This is a genomic window from Halococcus sp. AFM35, assembly GCF_051195015.1.
Classification (GTDB): Archaea; Halobacteriota; Halobacteria; order Halobacteriales; family Halococcaceae; genus Halococcus.
In genome coordinates, this window is record NZ_JBNTJU010000037.1 from 1 (window position 1) to 18,263 (window position 18,263).

The window sequence follows — 18,263 nt, forward strand, 5'->3', positions numbered from 1 at the left end:
TCAGCAAGCAGTTCCCCGCAACAACTATACTGACAGCGGTGGTTTACTTAGCCAGCAGAATTTCCATAGGTAAAGACAGATGGTCTTGCATTAGTCGGAGTATTTCCTATTGTTTTCGTTGGGTCTGTGTCCCGCCCGTTTACTGTAGCGCCGCTGTTTCTCTTGTTGTTTTGGCTCGTGACCCTTCGACTGCCAGACCTGGGAAAAGGGATAGGTTTTCTTGCAGCGATTCTCGTTGTCTCACTCCTTTGGCATCCGGTAGTTGCGGTCATTGAAGGGTTGCTTTTAGGAGCCTTTTTGACGATTCGCTATGCGCGAAATATTGGATTTGTTGATCGGAGCCTGAAAGTTGCTGCTTACCGCTTACGGCCACACGTTCTGGTTCCGTTTTTCGCTGTTCTGGTTGTTTTCTATCTTCTCTGGACGACTCAGACTGGTCCAGCAACCGTGGGCCGGCTGGCGATCGCTCTCTTAGGAGAGGGTGGCGGAGGTGCCAGTGGCGCTTCCGTTGATGAGGGGGCATCACTTCTCACACAGATTCCTTCCGCACTCTTCGAATTCGCCCGCAGGATGGCGTTTGTCCTTGTGCTATCCGCTACGGCAGTAGTCGCCCTTATCTACGAATGGTCGTCCGGGCGACTTTCCCGTCCTGTGGTCGTTTCTTTTGTGGGGGTAGTTTTTCTTGGCGGGAGTTTTATTTTCCTTGACATCGGCGTGGGCGTCGCATTCGGGCCACGGCGATTTGTCTCGCTCATGCCCTTGGTGTTACTTCCAGCGGTGATTAAGGGATTTAGCCATGTTCCGAATTCGCATCTCCAAGTCATAGTAGCAATCTTGTTAGTGTCGTCGGGCCTCGCAATTGTGTATAGTTCTCCATTTACGGGTAGTATAGCACGATCTGTAACGCAAGAGGATGCACAAGGCGTCGAGTGGCTCCATCACCACCGCACGGATGGCGCTGTCGTAGGCTCTCAGTCGACGTATTGGATCGTAGAGGGGCGGTTTGGTGAGCGTACTGTCGATGATTGGGCAGAGGGGAGTCGATTCAGCTATCAGTGGGGTCGGCGACCGTATCAACGGGCGTGGGATATCCCCCAGAGGGTCGAATGGAAGTATGCGGCGGTGAGTTATCCAGCACGACGCAAAGCTCAGGACAATCCTACAGAGCGCCGCGAATTAGAGGGGTTCAATCGACAGAACAGCCGTATCTACGACAGTGGCAATCTCTGGTGGATCGCTGATTAGGATAATCAATGGCCAGTATCGGCTGAACTGGGATCCAGAAGCCGAACTCAGTCGAACACACAGTTCGGTGTACGACAACGGCGACGTAGTAGTATTCAACGACGCTGTTTGAACCGCAGTTTCAGATGTAACCCAAATCTTCAAGCTGGCTTCGTGTACTGCCACTCATTTCGTTGAACTGTTCTCTATCCCACTTCTTGACAAGTCCGAATTCTGAATTCAGTACCTCGGACAGCTCCGATACGACCTCGGGGTGAGTGTCTTTGACATCTTCGGATTCCTCGGGATCCGACTCCAAGTCATAGAGTTCCATCCGGCCGTCGGATGCTTTGATAAGCTTCCAGTCTTCCGTGCGGATGCACCGGAGCGAGCGGTCGAGGGAGTCGAGGTGGTCGGCTCGTTCCGCTGAACCGGCTCTGTTCTTCAGTTGCTCGATGTCCGGTTGTGGGACGAGATACTCTGCGAATGCGTAGTCCCGGCCCTCGGTTGTCGATGGATTCTTGGGCGAGCATTCAAGGAGAGAATGTGAGGACACCTCATCTTTCTCGGGCGCATTGAGACCGCACGCGTCCAAAACCGTGGGATAGATATCACGAGCTTCTACCAGCTTCTGGACGGTCGTGTCTTCCGGGACCGAATCTGGATACCGGATTATCAGGGGGACGCGTAGCAGCGTATCGTACAGACAGTACTGGTGGTCCATCAGCCTGTGATTTCCGATGTTTTCTCCGTGGTCGCCAACGATTATTATCATTGTCTCGTCCAGGACACCCTCTTCTTCCATCCATTCGAACAGGTTTCCGAGTCGATAGTCCAGATAACTCAATTCTCCTTCGTATAGTGCTTCCAGTGCGCGAAAGTCGGCATCGTCCATCGAGACGTTCCCACAGATGTATTCCCATTGTTCTTGATTCACCGAATCGAGATCAGTAGCGGACGCGCCCTTGGGCTTGTGTTCGTACCGGTATGATTTGGGTGGGTCGTACTCGAGGTGCGGCTCAAGGTAGTTGAGGAATAAAAAGAACGGGTGCGGCTCGTCACGCGTCTTGGAGACGAACTCCTTCGTCCTGTAGTTCGTCAGTTTCGCTCCGTAGTCGTATTTCTTGTGGTAGAAACGGTTATACAAGGCGTTTACGACTGTCGCCGGGAAGTCCGTGAGCGTCAGGTTCGAAAGGATAGCCCGTAACTGTCCGGTTCTCGTGTCGTTATTACGTACGATGTCCGTGAGTTCAACCCCCTCCGAGGTCAGCTTCCACCCACGCTGGAAGTGGTTGAATCCGGTGTCGAATCCGAACTCGGGACTGATCCACGTGTTATTGGAGATGGCCGCCGTCTCGTACCCGTCTTCGCTCAGACGTGCTGCGAGCGGGACAACTTCGGGGTCGAACGAAAGAGAACCCGCGTTCGTCCGGTGGTCAGAGGTATATTGACCGGTAAATATGGACGCGTGCGAGGGGAGCGTCCAAGGGGCGGTCGTGATGGCGTTCGTGAACGTTGACCCTTCGTACGCGAACGATTCAAGATTGGGCATCACTCCGGGGTTCTCTGTTGGCAAGGCGCTCTGCGCACGTGCCGTATCCATCACGATGAGACAGACATTAGGCCTATTCACCATAAATTTTATCACATATGCTTGGATACTGCAAGAGTTGCAATCCGACTCGCCAGTGGTCGCGGATTGAGTTATGATTTAAGAATTTGTTCATAGCGGTTGATTGCATCGGTGATTGTATATTGGTTACGAATAGTTCGGCGAGCACGCTCGGAAACGGAATCAAGGTCATGGTCCATCGCCCGTAGAGTACCTTCACAGACACGTTGGGGAGTGTCGTCACCCATGAGGAAGCCGTTCTCGCCGTCCGACAGTAAGTCTGGTAGCCCACCAACTGAAGTAGCAAGCACAGGCGTTCCACACGCCATAGCTTCGAGTGCCACGTTGGGAAGACCCTCCGACTCGGTCGGAAGCACCAGCAACTTCAGGCTATTGTAGAAGTCAACCAAGTCATCGTCCGGTATGAACCCCATGTATTTGAGACAGTCCAACTCGTTCGCGGTTTTCGAGACGGTTTCGGCCAGCGGACCGTCTCCCCCGATCTTGTACCCGAGGTCCTGACGCCTTTCGGATACCATCGAGATGCTCTCCATTAATGACGGAACGCCTTTGCGCTCATTCAACACTCCGAGGAATCCAATTGTTGGGTCGCGCTCGGCGTACGGTACTTTCACGTCGAACCGTGATTGGTCGACGTACGTCGGTCCGACAAGCGACTTGTGATCGTAGTTCTCTCCCCACTGTTCCAGCACGCTCTCGGCCTCGACTATCAGGTTGTCGGAGACACGCATTGTGGTTGTCGATAGGAGGTTGTTCAGACGGCTGTTAGTTTTCTGTGTGACGATGGTCCCGAAGTCACAGCCCGCGAGTCGTAGCCACACTGCCGGGAGCACGTATGGGGTAATTCGAACGATGGTGAAGTCGAACGCCGTATCAATCGAGTAGCGAATCGACTTCAGTTGGCACATCAGGAACCTGTAATAGCGATACCTCTGTGATGCTCTCTTCGGAACCTCTACTCGTTCCCAGACGACGGAGTCCGCTCGATGTGGTTCATTCGCGCCGACAATATGAACCGTCTTGCAAACTTCACTAAGGATCCTCGTTAGCTTCTTTATGAAGTACTCTCGGCTACTGTGTGGAAACGGACTTCCGAGTACTAGTACTGACGGTTTCGACGGCATTTACAGGTAGCCGAGGTCCTCTAGCTTCTCTTCGACGTTCCCCTGGATGCGCCCGTCGGATTCCTCGAAGCTCTGCTGTTTGTGGCGTTCGATCCATCTGTTCAAGCGAGTCTCGAGGTCCGAGGCTTTCTCTGGGTTATCGTCAATCACGTTCTCCGCCTCGTCCCTATCTTCGACGACGTCATAGAGTGCTCTAGTTTCATCAGATCCCCGCACGAACTTGTAGCTGTCTGCGTATATCGCTCGCAGTCTGCGGTCGTACACCGACACATCGAACTTTGGATTCTCGCATCGTTTTTCCATTTTCTCCACCGGCGGGACCGGGTTTAGGTACTCCGTTACTATGGCCCGATTGTCGTCAGAATCGAGAAGCGACGTGCCGACTTGGACCTCCTCGAATTCAGCACCGTCGATGTCCGGAAGGATATCCGTGATGGTTGCGGGAATGTCAAGAGTACTCGTCCTCAAGTCGGCACCGGAAACCGCCCCGAGATGCTCGGGGAAATGAGTGACAAGTGGAACCTTCGTCAGTGTTTCGTGAATGCTATAGTTGTGTGACATAAGCTGGTGGTTCCCGATATTTTCGCCGTGGTCTCCAAGTATGAACAGCACCGTGTCCTCCCAATCACCCGTCTGTTTGAGTGCGTTCACTATCTCATTAATTCGCTCGTCTGTGTACTTGATTTCGGCATCGTAGAGCCGTTCGAGGACATCGAAGTCGGAGTCATCCATCTCGACGTTCCGAACGTTGTACTCGCGAGCGTTCTGGTTGATGTCCTCCACTTCGGCATCTGTCACGTGCTCGGGGATGAACTCCCGCCTGTGGCTCTCCGGGGGTTCGTACGGGAGGTGCGGCTCGAGGAAGTTCACGAACAGAAGATAAGGTTGGTCCACCCCAATGAGCGAGCGTGATTTCGAGACGGCGGTTTTCCCTCCGTCGTCGTCCCTGAAGTCAAATTGACGGTACGCGGCATTCATACCGTTCTTAATGAGTGACGGTGCCGACTGTTCGGAGAGTAGTGTGGCGAGACGGTCGGGTACCGACCTGCTCTGGTCGGTCAGGACGTTGACGAAGCTACGATAACTGTCACCCCCGAAAAGCGTGAACAATTCGTGAAACTCGTCAAATCCTCTCGTCAACCCGAACTCGCTGGAGAACCACGGATTATTGGCCATCCCGACCGTTCTATATCCATGTCTGCTAACGTAGTCCGAGAGCGTCTCCAGGGAATGCGGCAGGCTACTATCGAGAGAATTCGTCCGGTGGGTCGTCGGCGGCACGCCGGTAAACAAGCTAGCGTGACTCGGGAGTGTCCACGGTGACACTGAAGTGACCTCCTCAAACTTCGTTCCCTCCTCCGCTATCGAATCGACCGTCGGTGTCGTTTGGCGATCATGGCCGTAACAGGAAAAGTTCCTCGCCCGTGCTGTATCGAGCACGAGTATCACAATATTGGGAGTGTATTCCTCTGCCCTTGACTGGCCCATCCTTGGTAACTGATGAAATGAACGTGCCACTCTTATACTTGTCTGAAGACACAGATATAGCTCTTGCTCTCGGAGGGTCGATCCATGATTTCTGCTGGAACGTGAATCCTGTATGCATCAGCGTGTCATAGAACGGTTGGCATGGTTTTCGGCTATGGGTTGGGAGGACTGCTATCGCCGCTTCTGAATGGCGGCGATATTGGCTGCTTCTCAGACACCGTTTCTCGGGGTGCTACTGAAGTGTGTGAAGAGTTCTATGACGCCCTGGTATGCATACCTGATCCTCGAATTTAGCTCGGAAGATAGCGAGATTAGGCTAGCGTAACGACCGATAGACCGACGCGTACTTATCGGAGATGTTCTGTATCGAGAATTCGGTCGCCGCAAGTTCCGACGCTCGCGCAGAATGTTGCCGCATCAACTCCGGATTCGAGATATACGCCTCTATAGCCTTGGCTATCGAATCGGGATCCGCTGGAGGGACCAGTTGACCGGCGTCGCCGTCGTCCAGCATATTGGGAACGCCGCCGACCGAAGTTGCGACTATCGGGACCCCCATCGCCATCGCCTCCATTATCGCCAACGGCGTCCCCTCACCGAGCGACGGGAGGAGGAACATGTCCGCCACACCGAGTGCAGTCGTTTTTTCGTCTACAAATCCCGTGATGTATACTCTCTCCTCGAGTCCGTGCGACTGAATCATCGCCCGCAACTCGTCGGTATACTTTTCGTCCCGCTCCGGACCGACTATCAGGTACATGATGTCGTCGCGGTCCATCCTCCTCATCGCCTCGATGGCGTACTTTTGCCCCTTCATCGGATGTGTTTTCGCAAGGGTAACGACGACCGTGTCGTCCTGACCGACCCCGTACCTGTCCTTCAGTTCCGCAACAGCCGTTTTGTCGACCTCTTGAGGCGCGAGTTGCGACGTATCGATGCCTCCCGGAATTACGGCGACATCCTTACTCTCCTGCATGTAGAATTCCCTGTTTGATTCGGAGATGAGGACGATCTCGTCGGCCACGTGGTTAACGAAGGGGATCACGGCTCTGACCAGCCAGTCCGGGTAGATGTTGTCGCTCACTAGGTACCAGACGACTGGGATTTCCTCAAGCTTCGCTGCAAGTGCCGGCTGTAACATCATGAGGCCGTTCAGGTGCACGACGTCGGGGTCTTGCTTTCGAAATTGTCGTCGAATACCCAAGACAGAGACTGGGAACGTCGCGAGCCATCGGAGGTTCCACGCGACGGACCGAACCGAGTCGAAGTGCTTGGGTAGGAAGTAGGGTAATTCGGCGGTCTCTACATCTCGCTCATTGGCCATCTCAAGGAAATCTCCACATTCTTCGGGAGTTACGATGACGTTCTCGAATCCTCGGTCGTTCAGCGTCTCAGACACGTCCAACGTTTGAATCGATATCCCGCCGACTGTATTACCAGGCAGGAAGTGCAGTATTCTCATTAGCTCAATCTCTCTTCCGAAATCGCTTCGAAGGACTGTCGGGCTAATGATTCGGCCTCATCGAAGCTCATAGATGGTTCGTAACTCTCGTCCCCCAGTACGAGATTCTCGACTTCGGACTGGATGCCACTACTGACTGCGTTGTGCATGCTCACCCTTGCGTCCGAACCATAACCAGTGTACTCGTGAAACCACTGGCACTTCGGGTGGTACGAAACGGCGAGGGTGGGAATTGCTTGGAGGAACGCAAACACGAGCGAGTGATACTTCATACCGATGACTCTGTCCACTTTGTGCATGCTTCTGATAAACGATTCTGGGTCGTTCTGGTACAATCGTAATTCCGTGCTCATCCCGTCAAGTTCAGAGAGCAGAGTCCGAGACATGGAAACATCGTCGTTGAATTTGCCGGTATGTAAGACAAAAATTATTACTTTTTCGATATTTCGGTGCTCACCGGCAATATGGTGAATAGCGTCAGCTACAGCTGTCACTATCTCATCGTCTTTCTCTGGGTCGTTGTAATACTTCTCGTACGCTGGAGTGAGAGAAACACCTATCGTCAAGTCGGCCGACGACTCGACGCTTGATGATTCCGGCCACGGATCGTCTCTGCGAACCACTTGGTCGAGCAGTGGTGCCACATCGAAGGCCAATACGGGCGAGATCTCGGAGGGGGCCGGCAACGATTCAACGACTTCCAGCGAGCGTTCGTCCCTCACTGATAGATTGTCAGCCAGTACCACGACGAGTGTGGTGAGGATTCTGTAGAAGCGGCCGTCGATGGGACCAATCCCGTGGGCGAGCAGATCGACTTCTGTTCTCCAGAGCTTCGCCCAGAGTATCGCCAGAATGTAGAACGAGAACACTTTCACTCGGTCATAGGAGTCACCCTGAGTGTGAAAGTGCGTTCCCCCAGTCATAACAACTCTGTCAACTTTCGCGATCAACCTGAGAATGCTAACTGCCGAGTAGGTTATCGTTCGAACATTATCATGCTCGAATACCGGTTCTGGACCGGTAGTTACGGTGATCTGTCCTGGTGTGGATCTCTTCGCGAGTTGGCGAACGGTCGCGAGCCCGATAGCGTCGTCACCCGCGTTGCCGAACCCAAAGTATCCGATTACGAGCGTTGAGTCTGTCATGTCTAAGTTAACGTAGCAAGCCACCAATAGATAAAGTGGTATTGTTGTGCATAATCAGGTGGGAGAGTGTTCCGCTCTACCCCTATCTCACAAAGCAAGATACTATTAATTTCCGCTATCAATGCCGATTCGATGGATGTGAAATCCAAGAACGTCGTTTTGATTACTGTCGACGCTCTTCGCCAAGACCACTTGGGATACGCAGACACGCAGGAATCCGTTCCAACACCGAACATTGATTCTCTTGCCGACGAGTCCACTGTCTTCACGCACGCCTACGCTAATGGACCCCACACTCGGGCGTCTTTCCCGTCGATTCTGACCGGAACGTATCCCTGGGAATACGGAGGATACGACCGTATCGTTTCCGACCGGCCACATATCGCTGACTGGATACAGCAACACGGTTACCGGACCGGAGGGTTCCATTCCAACCCATACTTGGGACCGGAATTCGGATACGGACGCGGGTTCGAGACGTTTCGCTCCGGGAGTGATGAGTCGTCGGTTATGGAGAACTGTCGAAGGTTAGTGATGGAGCGGTTTTTCGGAGAATTGAAAGATACGCTCGCGTACAAGTTCATCGAACGAACCCACTCCCTCACGGAGTACATTACCGGGCGGACCATCGGAGTTCCCTACGTTAAGGGTCGAGAGCTGAACCAGATGGTAGAGGAATGGTTCGAGACTACCGACTCAGGACCTCGCTTTGCCTGGATCCACTACATGGACGTTCACGATCCGTATCTTCCGAAAGACAATACCCAGAGTTCAGACATCGATCCCCGGCGAGCGATCCAGTTACAGAAACGGATGGTCGACTCACCGGAGAAATTATCGACAGCGGATGGGGAGGAACTGAAACGGCTCTACAAAGGGGAGGTAGAGTACGTAGATGCCTGTCTTGGAGAGTTGTTCGACACCGTCGACGAACATCTCGGACTAGAGGACACTGTTGTCTGCCTCATTTCTGACCACGGTGAGGCTTTCGGCGAACACGACTACTACAGACACCCACACGAGTTCCACGAAGAGGTCTCGCGCATCCCGATCATGTTCCGACAGCCGGACACGGAGGCGGACAGGGTGGACGTTCCCGTATCGAACGTGGACGTGTTCCCCACCCTGCTGAGCTGTGTGGGCGTTCCAGTCCCCGACGCGTGTTCTGGTCGGACCGTCCTTTCGGACGATTTCCTCAACCGAGACGACAGGGACGTGTACGGTCATACCGGTGACCCGAACCAGGGGAAGGCCATGGTGGCCAATAGAGAATGGAAGTACGTCCTGGACATAGCATCGGACTCAGAGACCCTCTATGATATGGAAAACAATCCTGGGGAACGAGTCGATATCGCAGCCGAACGGACCGATATCCGGGAACGACTGAAGTCATCATTGCAGGAACATCTGAATGATATCAAGGATAGAGGAACAGAGGTGTCGTCCCCCGACGTGTCCGGAGACGTCAACGATCGACTCGAACGACTGGGGTACAAGTGATGAGCAAGTCAGTAGACGACAAGCCGAACGTCCTCGTCTTCATCTCCGACGCGTTACGAGCGGATCATCTCTCGTGTTATGGCTACGAGCGCGACACCACCCCAAATATTGACATGTTCGCGGCTCGTCACACAAGGTACGAGAACGCGTTCACGCCATCGACGTGGACGCGTTCCGTCGCGCCATCACTTCTTACCGGGACGTATCCATCGATACATGGCGTGAATACGCTCGACGATTTCTTCACGAGTGATCTACCTCGCTGGCCGGAAGTTCTCCGGGAGAACGGTTACAGGACGGTCGGAATCTCCGCGATCGGCAACGTTTCTTCGGGGATCGGTTTCGACCGCGGCTTCGACAGATTCATCGACCTTTACAAAGACGAGTCGCTCACGTCACATCGAGCCGAATCGACGGCTAGTGACGAACTGCTCGAACACGAGTCCGGACGTGTAACGTTCCCAACTTCTAGACAGGTGATCGACCGATTCGAAACAAAAGTACTTGAACAGGATGGGGAAGAGCCATTCTTCACCTTCTTATGGACGATAGACCCACACGACCCGTATCAGCCCCCAGACGGCTTCGAGGAGTACGTCGATGCCGAGTATGATGGGCCGATCGATGGCACGCGAGAAAGTCTCCGTCGTGCGTCGAGCGAAAACGACTTCCAGCGATTGATCGACCTCTACGACAGCGAGATCAGGCACACCGACCACGCCTTCCGGAATCTGCTGAATCGCCTAGAGCAGCATGGGGTATTTGACAACACAATGGTGATTTTCGCAGGTGATCACGGGGAAGCCTTCGGCGATCATGAGGGCAACGTCGGCCATTCGCACGTCCCATACGAGGAATTGATGCGCATTCCGATCATCATTCGCTATCCCGACGACCAACCGAAGTGGGACGGCGACGACGAACTGGTGAGTCTGATTGACCTGATGCCGACGACGTTGGACTATCTCGGTATCGACAATCCATTGGAAATGGCCGACGATATCTCGGGTCGATCCGTATTGGAACGGGGACGATCCGCCATCTACTCGGAAACCGACTACGCGGACGTGCAAAACTCGTTCTACGCTGTTCGGCAACAGCGCCTGAAGTACATCAAGACTGAATCACCGAACCGCGGTATCCAGCCATATCTCCAGAAACTTGTCGACCCGGAATTCATGATCCAAGTGCTGACGAATCCGGTCTACTTTCTACGCCGACGTTTCGGGGTAACATCTGAACGGCTCTACGACATACAACGCGACCCAAAGGAAACTGAAAACCTAGTCGAGTCGAACGATCACGTAGACGAACTCAGGGAGCAACTGGCAGAGTGGAGGACGAAACTCGAGGACATCGAATTCACCAGCGAAACGCGCGATGAGCAAGACGGACTGGACGAACAGACTGAAGAACAATTGCGTGAGATGGGCTATATCGAGTGAGACGAATATAATTGTACGCTCTATGAAACGTTGGGTTCGTACAGCTCGATCCGGACCACGATTCCGTGGATGCCACCACGTCAGGAGCGTCGTCCACCAGCGTCTCGACGGACTTGACGCCGAGACGAACTATTTTTAGGGAAATATCGAGGGGCGTTGAAGGCTGCCTCGATGATTTGGGCTACCTGTAACGGCTCGGAGGGCCGTTCTTGAGACTCAACTTTAACATTAACATCCCATACATGTTGGTCGCAATGGCCATCAGAAGTGGTTTTTGGAAGAGTATTCGGACATCTCGCTGGATGGTGATTCCCTGGTTGAGGCCGTGATCTCCTCCCATCGTCCAGTCATATTGGCCAACGAAGGTCAACTCACTGTTCCGCTAATGATGAGAATCGGCCAAGCGACCGTTTCTCGTGGCCCTTCCTGAAGTTGAGATATCATTCTCACAACGTGGAAGGTTGAGTTGAGAACAAAAAGCGAATATTGAATCTCGCAGTACACAAGATGATACCGGGAAAGGAAAGCTTATTTGAGATGGTATTGATGTCCTAACCACTTCATGATAGATTGGGAAAGCGCGACCTTTCTTGTCACTGGCGGGGCGGGCTTCATCGGGTCGTTCCTTACCGAAGAACTCGTCAACCGTGGTTCCGACGTCGTCGTCGCAGACAATTTCTCGCGCGGCGAATACGAAAAGATCGCTCACCTTGAAGACGATATCGAAGTCAGACCGACCGATCTCACGACACACAAGGGCTGTCTGGAAGCAGTAGAGGGTGTCGATCACGTCTTCCACCTCGCGGCCTCCGTGGGCGGTATCCACTTCATCCAGCGCGAGAACGTCGGCGGACTCACCCCGAGCGTGCTCATGAATCAGCATATGCTTGAGGCCGCCCGCATTACCGATGTCGACCGCTTTCTGTTCGCTTCGAGTGCATGTATCTACCGCCAACAACACAAAGACCTCAATCGTTTCAGCGAAGACCAGGGCATTCCCGCCGACCCTCACTCGACGTACGGCTGGGCGAAGGTCCTCGGAGAGGTCGCCTGTGACGCCTACAACGAGGACTGTGACATCGCTACCAGCAGCGTTCGTATCTTCAATGCGTTCGGACCGCATGAGAATCTTGATCCGAATAGCAGTCACGTGATTCCATCGCTCTGTCGAAAGGTCATTGAGGAACCCAATGGTGGCTCGATCGAACTGTTCGGTGACGGCACGCAAGAGCGTGGATTCATCTACGTCACAGACCTCGTCGAGGGGATGCTCCACACCATCGAAAAGAAGGCTGATGGTGAACCGATCAACATCGGAAACGGCAGCGAGGTCGTCTCGATGAACGAACTTGCGGAGATGATCATTGCAATCAGTGGAAAGGATCTCTCTATTGAGCATGACCTTTCGAAACCCACGGGAACGGACAAGTACGCGGCGGACACGACGAAAATGAAGGCTGAACTCGACTGGGAGCCAGTGACGCCGCTTGAGGAAGGGCTCCAGAACGTCTACGAATGGGCGGCGGACGAACTCGAAAGTTCCAAACAACCAGCTTTCGCAAATGGTGGTGCTGATAAATGAATGACTGGGCTGGCGAGCATGTTCTCGTAACGGGTGGTGCATCGTTCATTGGGAGTCATCTTGTGGAGGATCTCGTTGCAGCAGATGCTAACGTGCGGGTTGCAGACGACCTTTCGAGTGGCGAACCGAAAAACCTAGAGGCGGTTACTGACGACATCGAACTCGTCGAAGGAAATCTCAAACACTGGGAATTCGCCAACGAGGCAACAACGGGCATAGATACTGTCTTTCACCTCGCGGCCGATCATGGTGGCCGCGGATACATCTCGAACTACCCGGCAAACTGCGCGACGAACCTAGCGTTGGACAACATTGTCTACGAGACTGCCGCCGAAAACGACGTCGACAGGATCTGTTTCGCTTCTTCGGCCTGTACGTATCCGACCGACATTCAACAGGAGCGCCAGCGTCTGCGCGAAGACATGGTAAGCTTCGACGAGCGCGGCGGTGCGTACGCCGACGAGATGTATGGGTGGGCCAAACTCATGGGCGAGCGTGCACTCCAAGCCTACCAAGAACAGTACGATATCGATACGAGTGCCGTCCGGATCTTCACCGCGTATGGTCCCCGAGAAAACGAGACCCATGCAATCGTCGCATTCATGGCGAAGGCGTACGCCGGCCAGGATCCTTTCGAGATCTGGGGCGACGGCGAGCAGACTCGCAACTTCACCTACGTTAAAGACATCACCCGCGCACTCCGGCTTGCCGCCGAGAATATCACCGATGGGACCGCCGTCAACGCCGGAATCAGCCGGTATGTGACGATGAACGAGGCAGTCGAATACATCTTCGACTATCTCGGCTGGGAACCCGACGGGATCGCTTATATGACGGACAAACCCGAGGGTGTACGTCACCGTGCCGCTGACACGACCCGTGCCGAAGAATTGCTGGGCTGGGAACCGGAATACACCGTCGAGGACGGCATTAAGAACACCCTCGATTGGTACGTGGACGACCGCGACGAGGAATACGTCCGCGAAAACCTCGAGACTCTCCTCCATGAGCGATAGTGCCGACACCTCCGCCGATGACAAGGAGTACATCCTCGTCACGGAGTATTTCCATCCGGATACGGCCTCGACCGGCCAGTTGATGACGGATCTCGCTACGGGACTCGAAGAACGCGGCCTCGATTTGACAGTCTACACGGGCCAGCCCAACTATCACAGTGGCGAGAATCAGAAACAACCAACAGAGTCGGTTTTCGAGAACGTCCTCGTCAAGCGGATCCGGGCACCCCAGATGCGCCAGTCCTCACTGGCCCGACGATTGCTGAACTGGGCGGTCTTCACAGTCTGGATGTCAGTTCGCCTCTTAGTGAGCCAGAGCGATCGCGAGCGAGAGTTGATCTTCGTGACCTGTCCTCCAACGCTTCCGGTCGCGATGTGGATGATCTGTACGCTTCGGGACTGGGAATACACCTATATCGCGTACGATCTCTATCCCGATGAACCGGTCGAACTCGGCTATCTCAATGAAGAAGGATTGGTCCACCGGCTCTGGGAGGGCCTCGACGCCATCGCCTTCGAGAACGCAAAACGGATCGTCGCGCTCGGGCCCGTAATGAAAGACCGGATCGCCGCCAAAACCGGACCGGATTTCGATCGGAACAAGATTCATATCATCCACAACTGGGAGGACGAGGAGTTCATCGAGCCCAAAACCAAGGAGGAGAACTGGTTCAGCAAAGAACACGATCTCGTCGAACCCTTCACGGTCCTCTATTCGGGAAACATCGCCGAGTTCCACAACTTAGAGACGCTGATCAAAGCGGCCGCCAAGTTCGACGACGAGAACGTGCGCTTTCTCATCATCGGTGAGGGAGACAACAAAGAGACGATCGTCTCGATGGCCGAAGAACGGGGTATTCGGGGGGATACGGTACAGTTCCTCCCCTACCAGTCTTGGGACGATCTTCCCTACAGCCTCACCTCGGCCGACGTTTCGGTCGTCGCGGTCAACGAGGGTTTCGAGGGAATCGTGGTTTCGAGCAAGATATACACGGCAATGGCGGCCGGTATGTCGATTCTCGGGATCACACAGCCGTACGACGACGAGGCGACGATCATCGAGACGTTCGATGCCGGCTTCCACGCCGAGCAAGGCGATGTCGAGGGGGTCGTAGAGGCAATCGAAACGTGGCGCGAGCACCCCGAGTTAGTTGACGCACAGGGGCAGAACGCAAGGGCCGCCTTCGAGGAGTACTTCACAAAAACACAATCGATCGACCGGTACTATCGAATGTTGACCGACGAAGAGATCGAGGCGGACGTCACGCGGACCGCCACGGTCCAAGCGGCGACGTGATCGGCATCCGAGTACGCCCGCGGACTGCTCCTGACCGCGACGAAGCGTTACGCCGCTTCGTTCTCGTCGGGGTATTCGGACTCTCTGTCGACAGTTTCGCTTGTAGCGGGCGGGTATGGTCTTGGACCCCTCACTCCTCGCCATCGGTCCGCGCACTCTGGATGGCCGTTTCGAGAATCGCACCGTAGCCGGGCTCGATCCGTTCCCCGCTCGCCCGAAACTCCGCGAGGCCCCAAAACCGGGCCGCGGCAGCGTCCGAGTCCGCCTCGACGGAGCCGGTGGTCTGGGATCGCGAGGCCGTATAGATCACCACGAGGACGTGGTGACGTCCTGGATGGCGAACGAATGTCGTGTCGTGCAATTGGAGGTCTTCGATAGCTAGCGACAGCGCGGTTTCCTCACTGAGTTCACGAACGGCCGCCATGGCGGGTGGTTCGTCCGCCTCAAGGTAGCCGGCCGGGAGGCTCCACGCACCAACGGCGGGCGGTTGAGTCCGCTGGACCAGGAGAACCTGATCGCGTTTGTCGACCACAAGGACCCCAGCACACGGTTTGGGATTCCGGTAGATCGGTTGCTCACAGTTCGGGCAGTAGCGACGCGTTCGTCCTTCGAGCTGTTGATCTACGAGATCAGTCCCACATGTTGGACAATAGGTCGATTGGTCAACTGAATCTCCGTCACTCACGATTCAAGCCTCAAGTCCGATGCATACAGCCAAAAAACGTGGGGTGTTAGCCATATCTAGAACACACAAGAAATTATAAGAAGGACTCCGGACAATAAGGGGCAACAATGGCTACCAAACAGAAACTCCTGATAGTGGGATTGACTGTAATCGTTGCCGGTGTCGTTCTCTGGATAGGGCTGGACGCAGTAATGCGCGGCGTCACAGAAATGGAACGAAATATGGGTGGAAGCCGGCAAGTTGTGAAGGAGGACTCAACACAATCCAAAGACGGTTGACCAATCGATTTCTCTGAATGAAGTAACGTGGTCATCAGTTAGCGTTGAGGATTCCACCGTGATCGAATTTCCACGGTGTTGGGTTTGTATGACAATTTCACTTCATGATCTGGAAGCACCTGTAGGATGCAAGAAAGCTGGCGATGGTTGTTCAGGACTCAGCGATCGCGCTCATGAAAACGCCGAAAACAACGTCTGCAAGCCGAGCACGATTGCGGTAAACGCGACCATATCTAGCATTACGAATGGCAGTTCGATGAACCCGCTGGCGACCCACTCACTCAGAAGGTACAGCCCGTAGACCATCCCAGCGGAGAACAACGCCAGTCCGATGGTTGCGCCTTGTTCCAACCGGAATATATTGGGATAAAGGTAAGAATCATCCGTTCTAGGCTAATCCTGACGTGACAGACGAATTGGCCTGAAGTCTGCTCTTCAGCGGGAGAACGTGACCGGTCGCTGGCGACGATCACGGGATCAATGCATGTTCAGGAGCGCTCACCGGCGTGAGCGCTCCGAAATTCTCGACAAACGTGAGTGCTGTAGCTGGAGAATCCCGCGAATCCGGCCCGATCACGCCGGATTACGCGAGGCCAGCGTCGAACTGCTCGTGCTGAACTTCATCGAGCAACGAGATGCGGTGAGCGTTCGGGTCCAGTGCATCGTTCAGCAGTGACTCGACCAAGCTCGGCGGTTCGTAGCCGAGTCGCGACGCGACTCGGCGAAGCACTTGATCACTTCGACGGCCGAACGCCTTTGCCCACCGTTCCCGAGGCAGCAGCGACGACGCCGCAGCGTCGTCGTCGCTGCGGTTCTCCTCAATAATCTCGATGAAGAGCTCGCGGAGCGTGCGACTCACCACGAGCGAGAGCAATCCGATCAGGATCAACGCTTCCACAACCTCCGGTTTTCCCGAGTTGATCTCATCGAGTCCGTACGTGGTCTTCAGCTCCCGAAATAGAAGCTCCACCTCCCAGCGCGCCTGATAGAGCTTCGCGATATCAGGCGCGCGGTAGTCCTCTGCGGGCAGATTCGTGATGTAGAGGTGGTACCGGTCCTCCTCGTCGTTCCAAACGCCGACGATACGGAATGTCTCGACGGCACGGCTGCGCGTACCGTTGTAGATGCGTCGTTTGAACTCGACTTCACCGTCGACGTCGATGACGTCGCGGTGAAGATCGTCGAGGATGTTCTGTACCTGCTTTCCTTCGAGGGAAATGGCGTCGCCACGCCATTTCCTGAGTTCAGCCGTTATCTCCGGGTTTGCGTTGGGTTTGAGCCGCGTGAGGAACCAGCCGCCGTTGGCGTCGATCAAGTCCATCGTCCGGTAATCGAAGTACGCCTGGTCGAACAGCAGCAACGTGTTCTCCACCCATGGACCAGTAGAGAGTTCCGTGAATTCATGCGTGCGCGCGTCAGTGATGCTGAATTCAGCTGGGAGCCCGCTACTGACGGCTTCGACCACGTGGAGCTTCGCTCCAGCGTGGTCGTCACCATAGCCGGGAAACGTCTCAAACAACGACTGGTACAGCGTGATGACGGTCATATCGGCGATGAAGACTTCACGGAACTGCTCGAAGCGGCCCTGAAGACGGTCATTTTCGTGTTCGAGGTCCTCAAGTGCGCGCTTGAGGACCTCTCGAAGGAACTCACAGAGAGCGGGCATGAACCATTCGTGGAAGGAGGAATAGCTGAGTGATCCGCCGAAGGTATCGATGTACTCCTGACGGAACTCTTCGAGGGTTCTGTAGTTGCCGGAGAGGAATCCGATAGCGAGCGACCAGAACAGGGCATCAGCCTTCAGTTTCCCTCCATCGCGCTGGATCAGCCCGGTTGCGCGAGCAAGCTCGCGCAGCCGGGTGTTCGGAAACGTCTTCACCAACCGTTCTTCTATCACCGAATCCGGTGGGAGCTTCATTCCACTTTCCACCGGCTTCGCAGAGCGCTAACGGCTGACGTTCTTCGACTGTTTCCGAGTTAGCCTAGAACGGATGAGGTAAGAATTTATAGGAAATCCAGATATGTAGAATCAGTACCTCACAATGCTCTCCGGTTGACTGCTCCTGAGACGTGAATTCGAGGGAGATGCTGATGTCAAGCAGCTGCTGGAGGCGGTAGGTCGAGACTGAGAACACCGAACCTGTCGCAGTCGGCGGCGGAACGCCGCCGACGCGACGGCGTTGCCACTCGCCGAGCGGGCGGTCCCAGTCGGCGGATTACCGTTCGAAGCGGTCGTCCGGAGGCTTGTTCGCGGGGACGGCGCGACGCACCGCGAGCGCCGTCTCCGCTGCTCGCCGTACCATTCCGAGGAACTCGTCGAATCGCCACGGCCACCTCTGGAAATCCTGCTGGCTGAGTAAACCGCCTCCGTCATTATAGTTGTT

The 18,263-nt window shown here is 54.8% G+C and carries 14 protein-coding genes; 6 read left to right on the top strand and 8 right to left on the bottom strand.

Annotation, left to right across the window (positions count from 1 at the left end):
- Positions 1-1,366: 1,366 nt before the first annotated feature.
- From ACQUQO_RS16290 to ACQUQO_RS16310, 5 genes are all read right to left on the bottom strand, one after another.
- Positions 1,367-2,860, bottom strand: a complete 1,494-nt coding sequence (locus ACQUQO_RS16290) for a sulfatase (RefSeq protein WP_435079446.1) — start codon at positions 2,858-2,860, stop codon at positions 1,367-1,369.
- A 68-nt stretch (positions 2,861-2,928) separates the two neighbouring features.
- Positions 2,929-3,588, bottom strand: a complete 660-nt coding sequence (locus ACQUQO_RS16295; protein WP_435079424.1) for a glycosyltransferase family 4 protein — start codon at positions 3,586-3,588, stop codon at positions 2,929-2,931.
- 393 nt (positions 3,589-3,981) lie between these two features.
- Positions 3,982-5,469 (bottom strand): sulfatase, encoded by a 1,488-nt coding sequence (locus ACQUQO_RS16300; RefSeq protein WP_435079425.1) that lies wholly within the window; start codon positions 5,467-5,469, stop codon positions 3,982-3,984.
- Between the two features lie 316 nt (positions 5,470-5,785).
- On the bottom strand, positions 5,786-6,931 hold the full coding sequence (locus ACQUQO_RS16305) for a glycosyltransferase family 4 protein (protein ID WP_435079427.1): 1,146 nt from the start codon (positions 6,929-6,931) through the stop codon (positions 5,786-5,788).
- The gene (locus ACQUQO_RS16310) at positions 6,931-8,076 is read right to left on the bottom strand and encodes a polysaccharide pyruvyl transferase family protein (RefSeq protein ID WP_435079429.1); all 1,146 of its coding nucleotides are present in this window, start codon (positions 8,074-8,076) and stop codon (positions 6,931-6,933) included. The genes ACQUQO_RS16305 and ACQUQO_RS16310 overlap by 1 nt, the downstream gene beginning before the upstream one ends.
- Positions 8,077-8,208: 132 nt before the next feature.
- Between ACQUQO_RS16310 and ACQUQO_RS16315 the strand changes: the two genes are divergently transcribed.
- The 5 genes from ACQUQO_RS16315 (at position 8,209) to ACQUQO_RS16335 (ending at position 14,916) form a co-directional block, all read left to right on the top strand.
- Positions 8,209-9,576: a sulfatase gene (locus tag ACQUQO_RS16315; protein WP_435079431.1), complete on the top strand. Its 1,368-nt coding sequence runs from the start codon at positions 8,209-8,211 to the stop codon at positions 9,574-9,576.
- The gene (locus tag ACQUQO_RS16320) at positions 9,576-11,021 is read left to right on the top strand and encodes a sulfatase (RefSeq protein WP_435079433.1); all 1,446 of its coding nucleotides are present in this window, start codon (positions 9,576-9,578) and stop codon (positions 11,019-11,021) included. The genes ACQUQO_RS16315 and ACQUQO_RS16320 overlap by 1 nt, the downstream gene beginning before the upstream one ends.
- A 562-nt stretch (positions 11,022-11,583) precedes the next feature.
- Entirely contained in the window at positions 11,584-12,603 is a 1,020-nt protein-coding gene (locus ACQUQO_RS16325; protein ID WP_435079435.1) for an NAD-dependent epimerase/dehydratase family protein, read from the top strand.
- Complete coding sequence (locus ACQUQO_RS16330) at positions 12,600-13,619, top strand: NAD-dependent epimerase/dehydratase family protein (protein ID WP_435079436.1); 1,020 nt, start codon at positions 12,600-12,602, stop codon at positions 13,617-13,619. Before ACQUQO_RS16325 ends, ACQUQO_RS16330 begins: the two co-directional genes overlap by 4 nt.
- Positions 13,609-14,916, top strand: coding sequence for a glycosyltransferase family 4 protein (locus tag ACQUQO_RS16335; RefSeq protein ID WP_435079438.1), 1,308 nt, complete (start codon positions 13,609-13,611; stop codon positions 14,914-14,916). The genes ACQUQO_RS16330 and ACQUQO_RS16335 overlap by 11 nt, the downstream gene beginning before the upstream one ends.
- A gap of 130 nt (positions 14,917-15,046) precedes the next feature.
- Here ACQUQO_RS16335 and ACQUQO_RS16340 read toward each other — a convergent pair whose 3' ends face one another.
- Positions 15,047-15,601, bottom strand: coding sequence for an NUDIX domain-containing protein (locus tag ACQUQO_RS16340; protein ID WP_435079439.1), 555 nt, complete (start codon positions 15,599-15,601; stop codon positions 15,047-15,049).
- Between the two features lie 107 nt (positions 15,602-15,708).
- Here ACQUQO_RS16340 and ACQUQO_RS16345 point away from each other — a divergent pair, with 107 nt between their 5' ends.
- Positions 15,709-15,879: a hypothetical protein gene (locus ACQUQO_RS16345; protein ID WP_435079441.1), complete on the top strand. Its 171-nt coding sequence runs from the start codon at positions 15,709-15,711 to the stop codon at positions 15,877-15,879.
- Positions 15,880-16,050: 171 nt separating this feature from the next.
- Here the strand turns inward: ACQUQO_RS16345 and ACQUQO_RS16350 are convergent, their stop codons facing one another.
- On the bottom strand, positions 16,051-16,230 hold the full coding sequence (locus ACQUQO_RS16350; RefSeq protein ID WP_435079442.1) for a hypothetical protein: 180 nt from the start codon (positions 16,228-16,230) through the stop codon (positions 16,051-16,053).
- A 232-nt stretch (positions 16,231-16,462) separates the two neighbouring features.
- The gene (locus tag ACQUQO_RS16355; protein ID WP_435079444.1) at positions 16,463-17,797 is read right to left on the bottom strand and encodes an IS4 family transposase; all 1,335 of its coding nucleotides are present in this window, start codon (positions 17,795-17,797) and stop codon (positions 16,463-16,465) included.
- Positions 17,798-18,263: the final 466 nt, after the last annotated feature.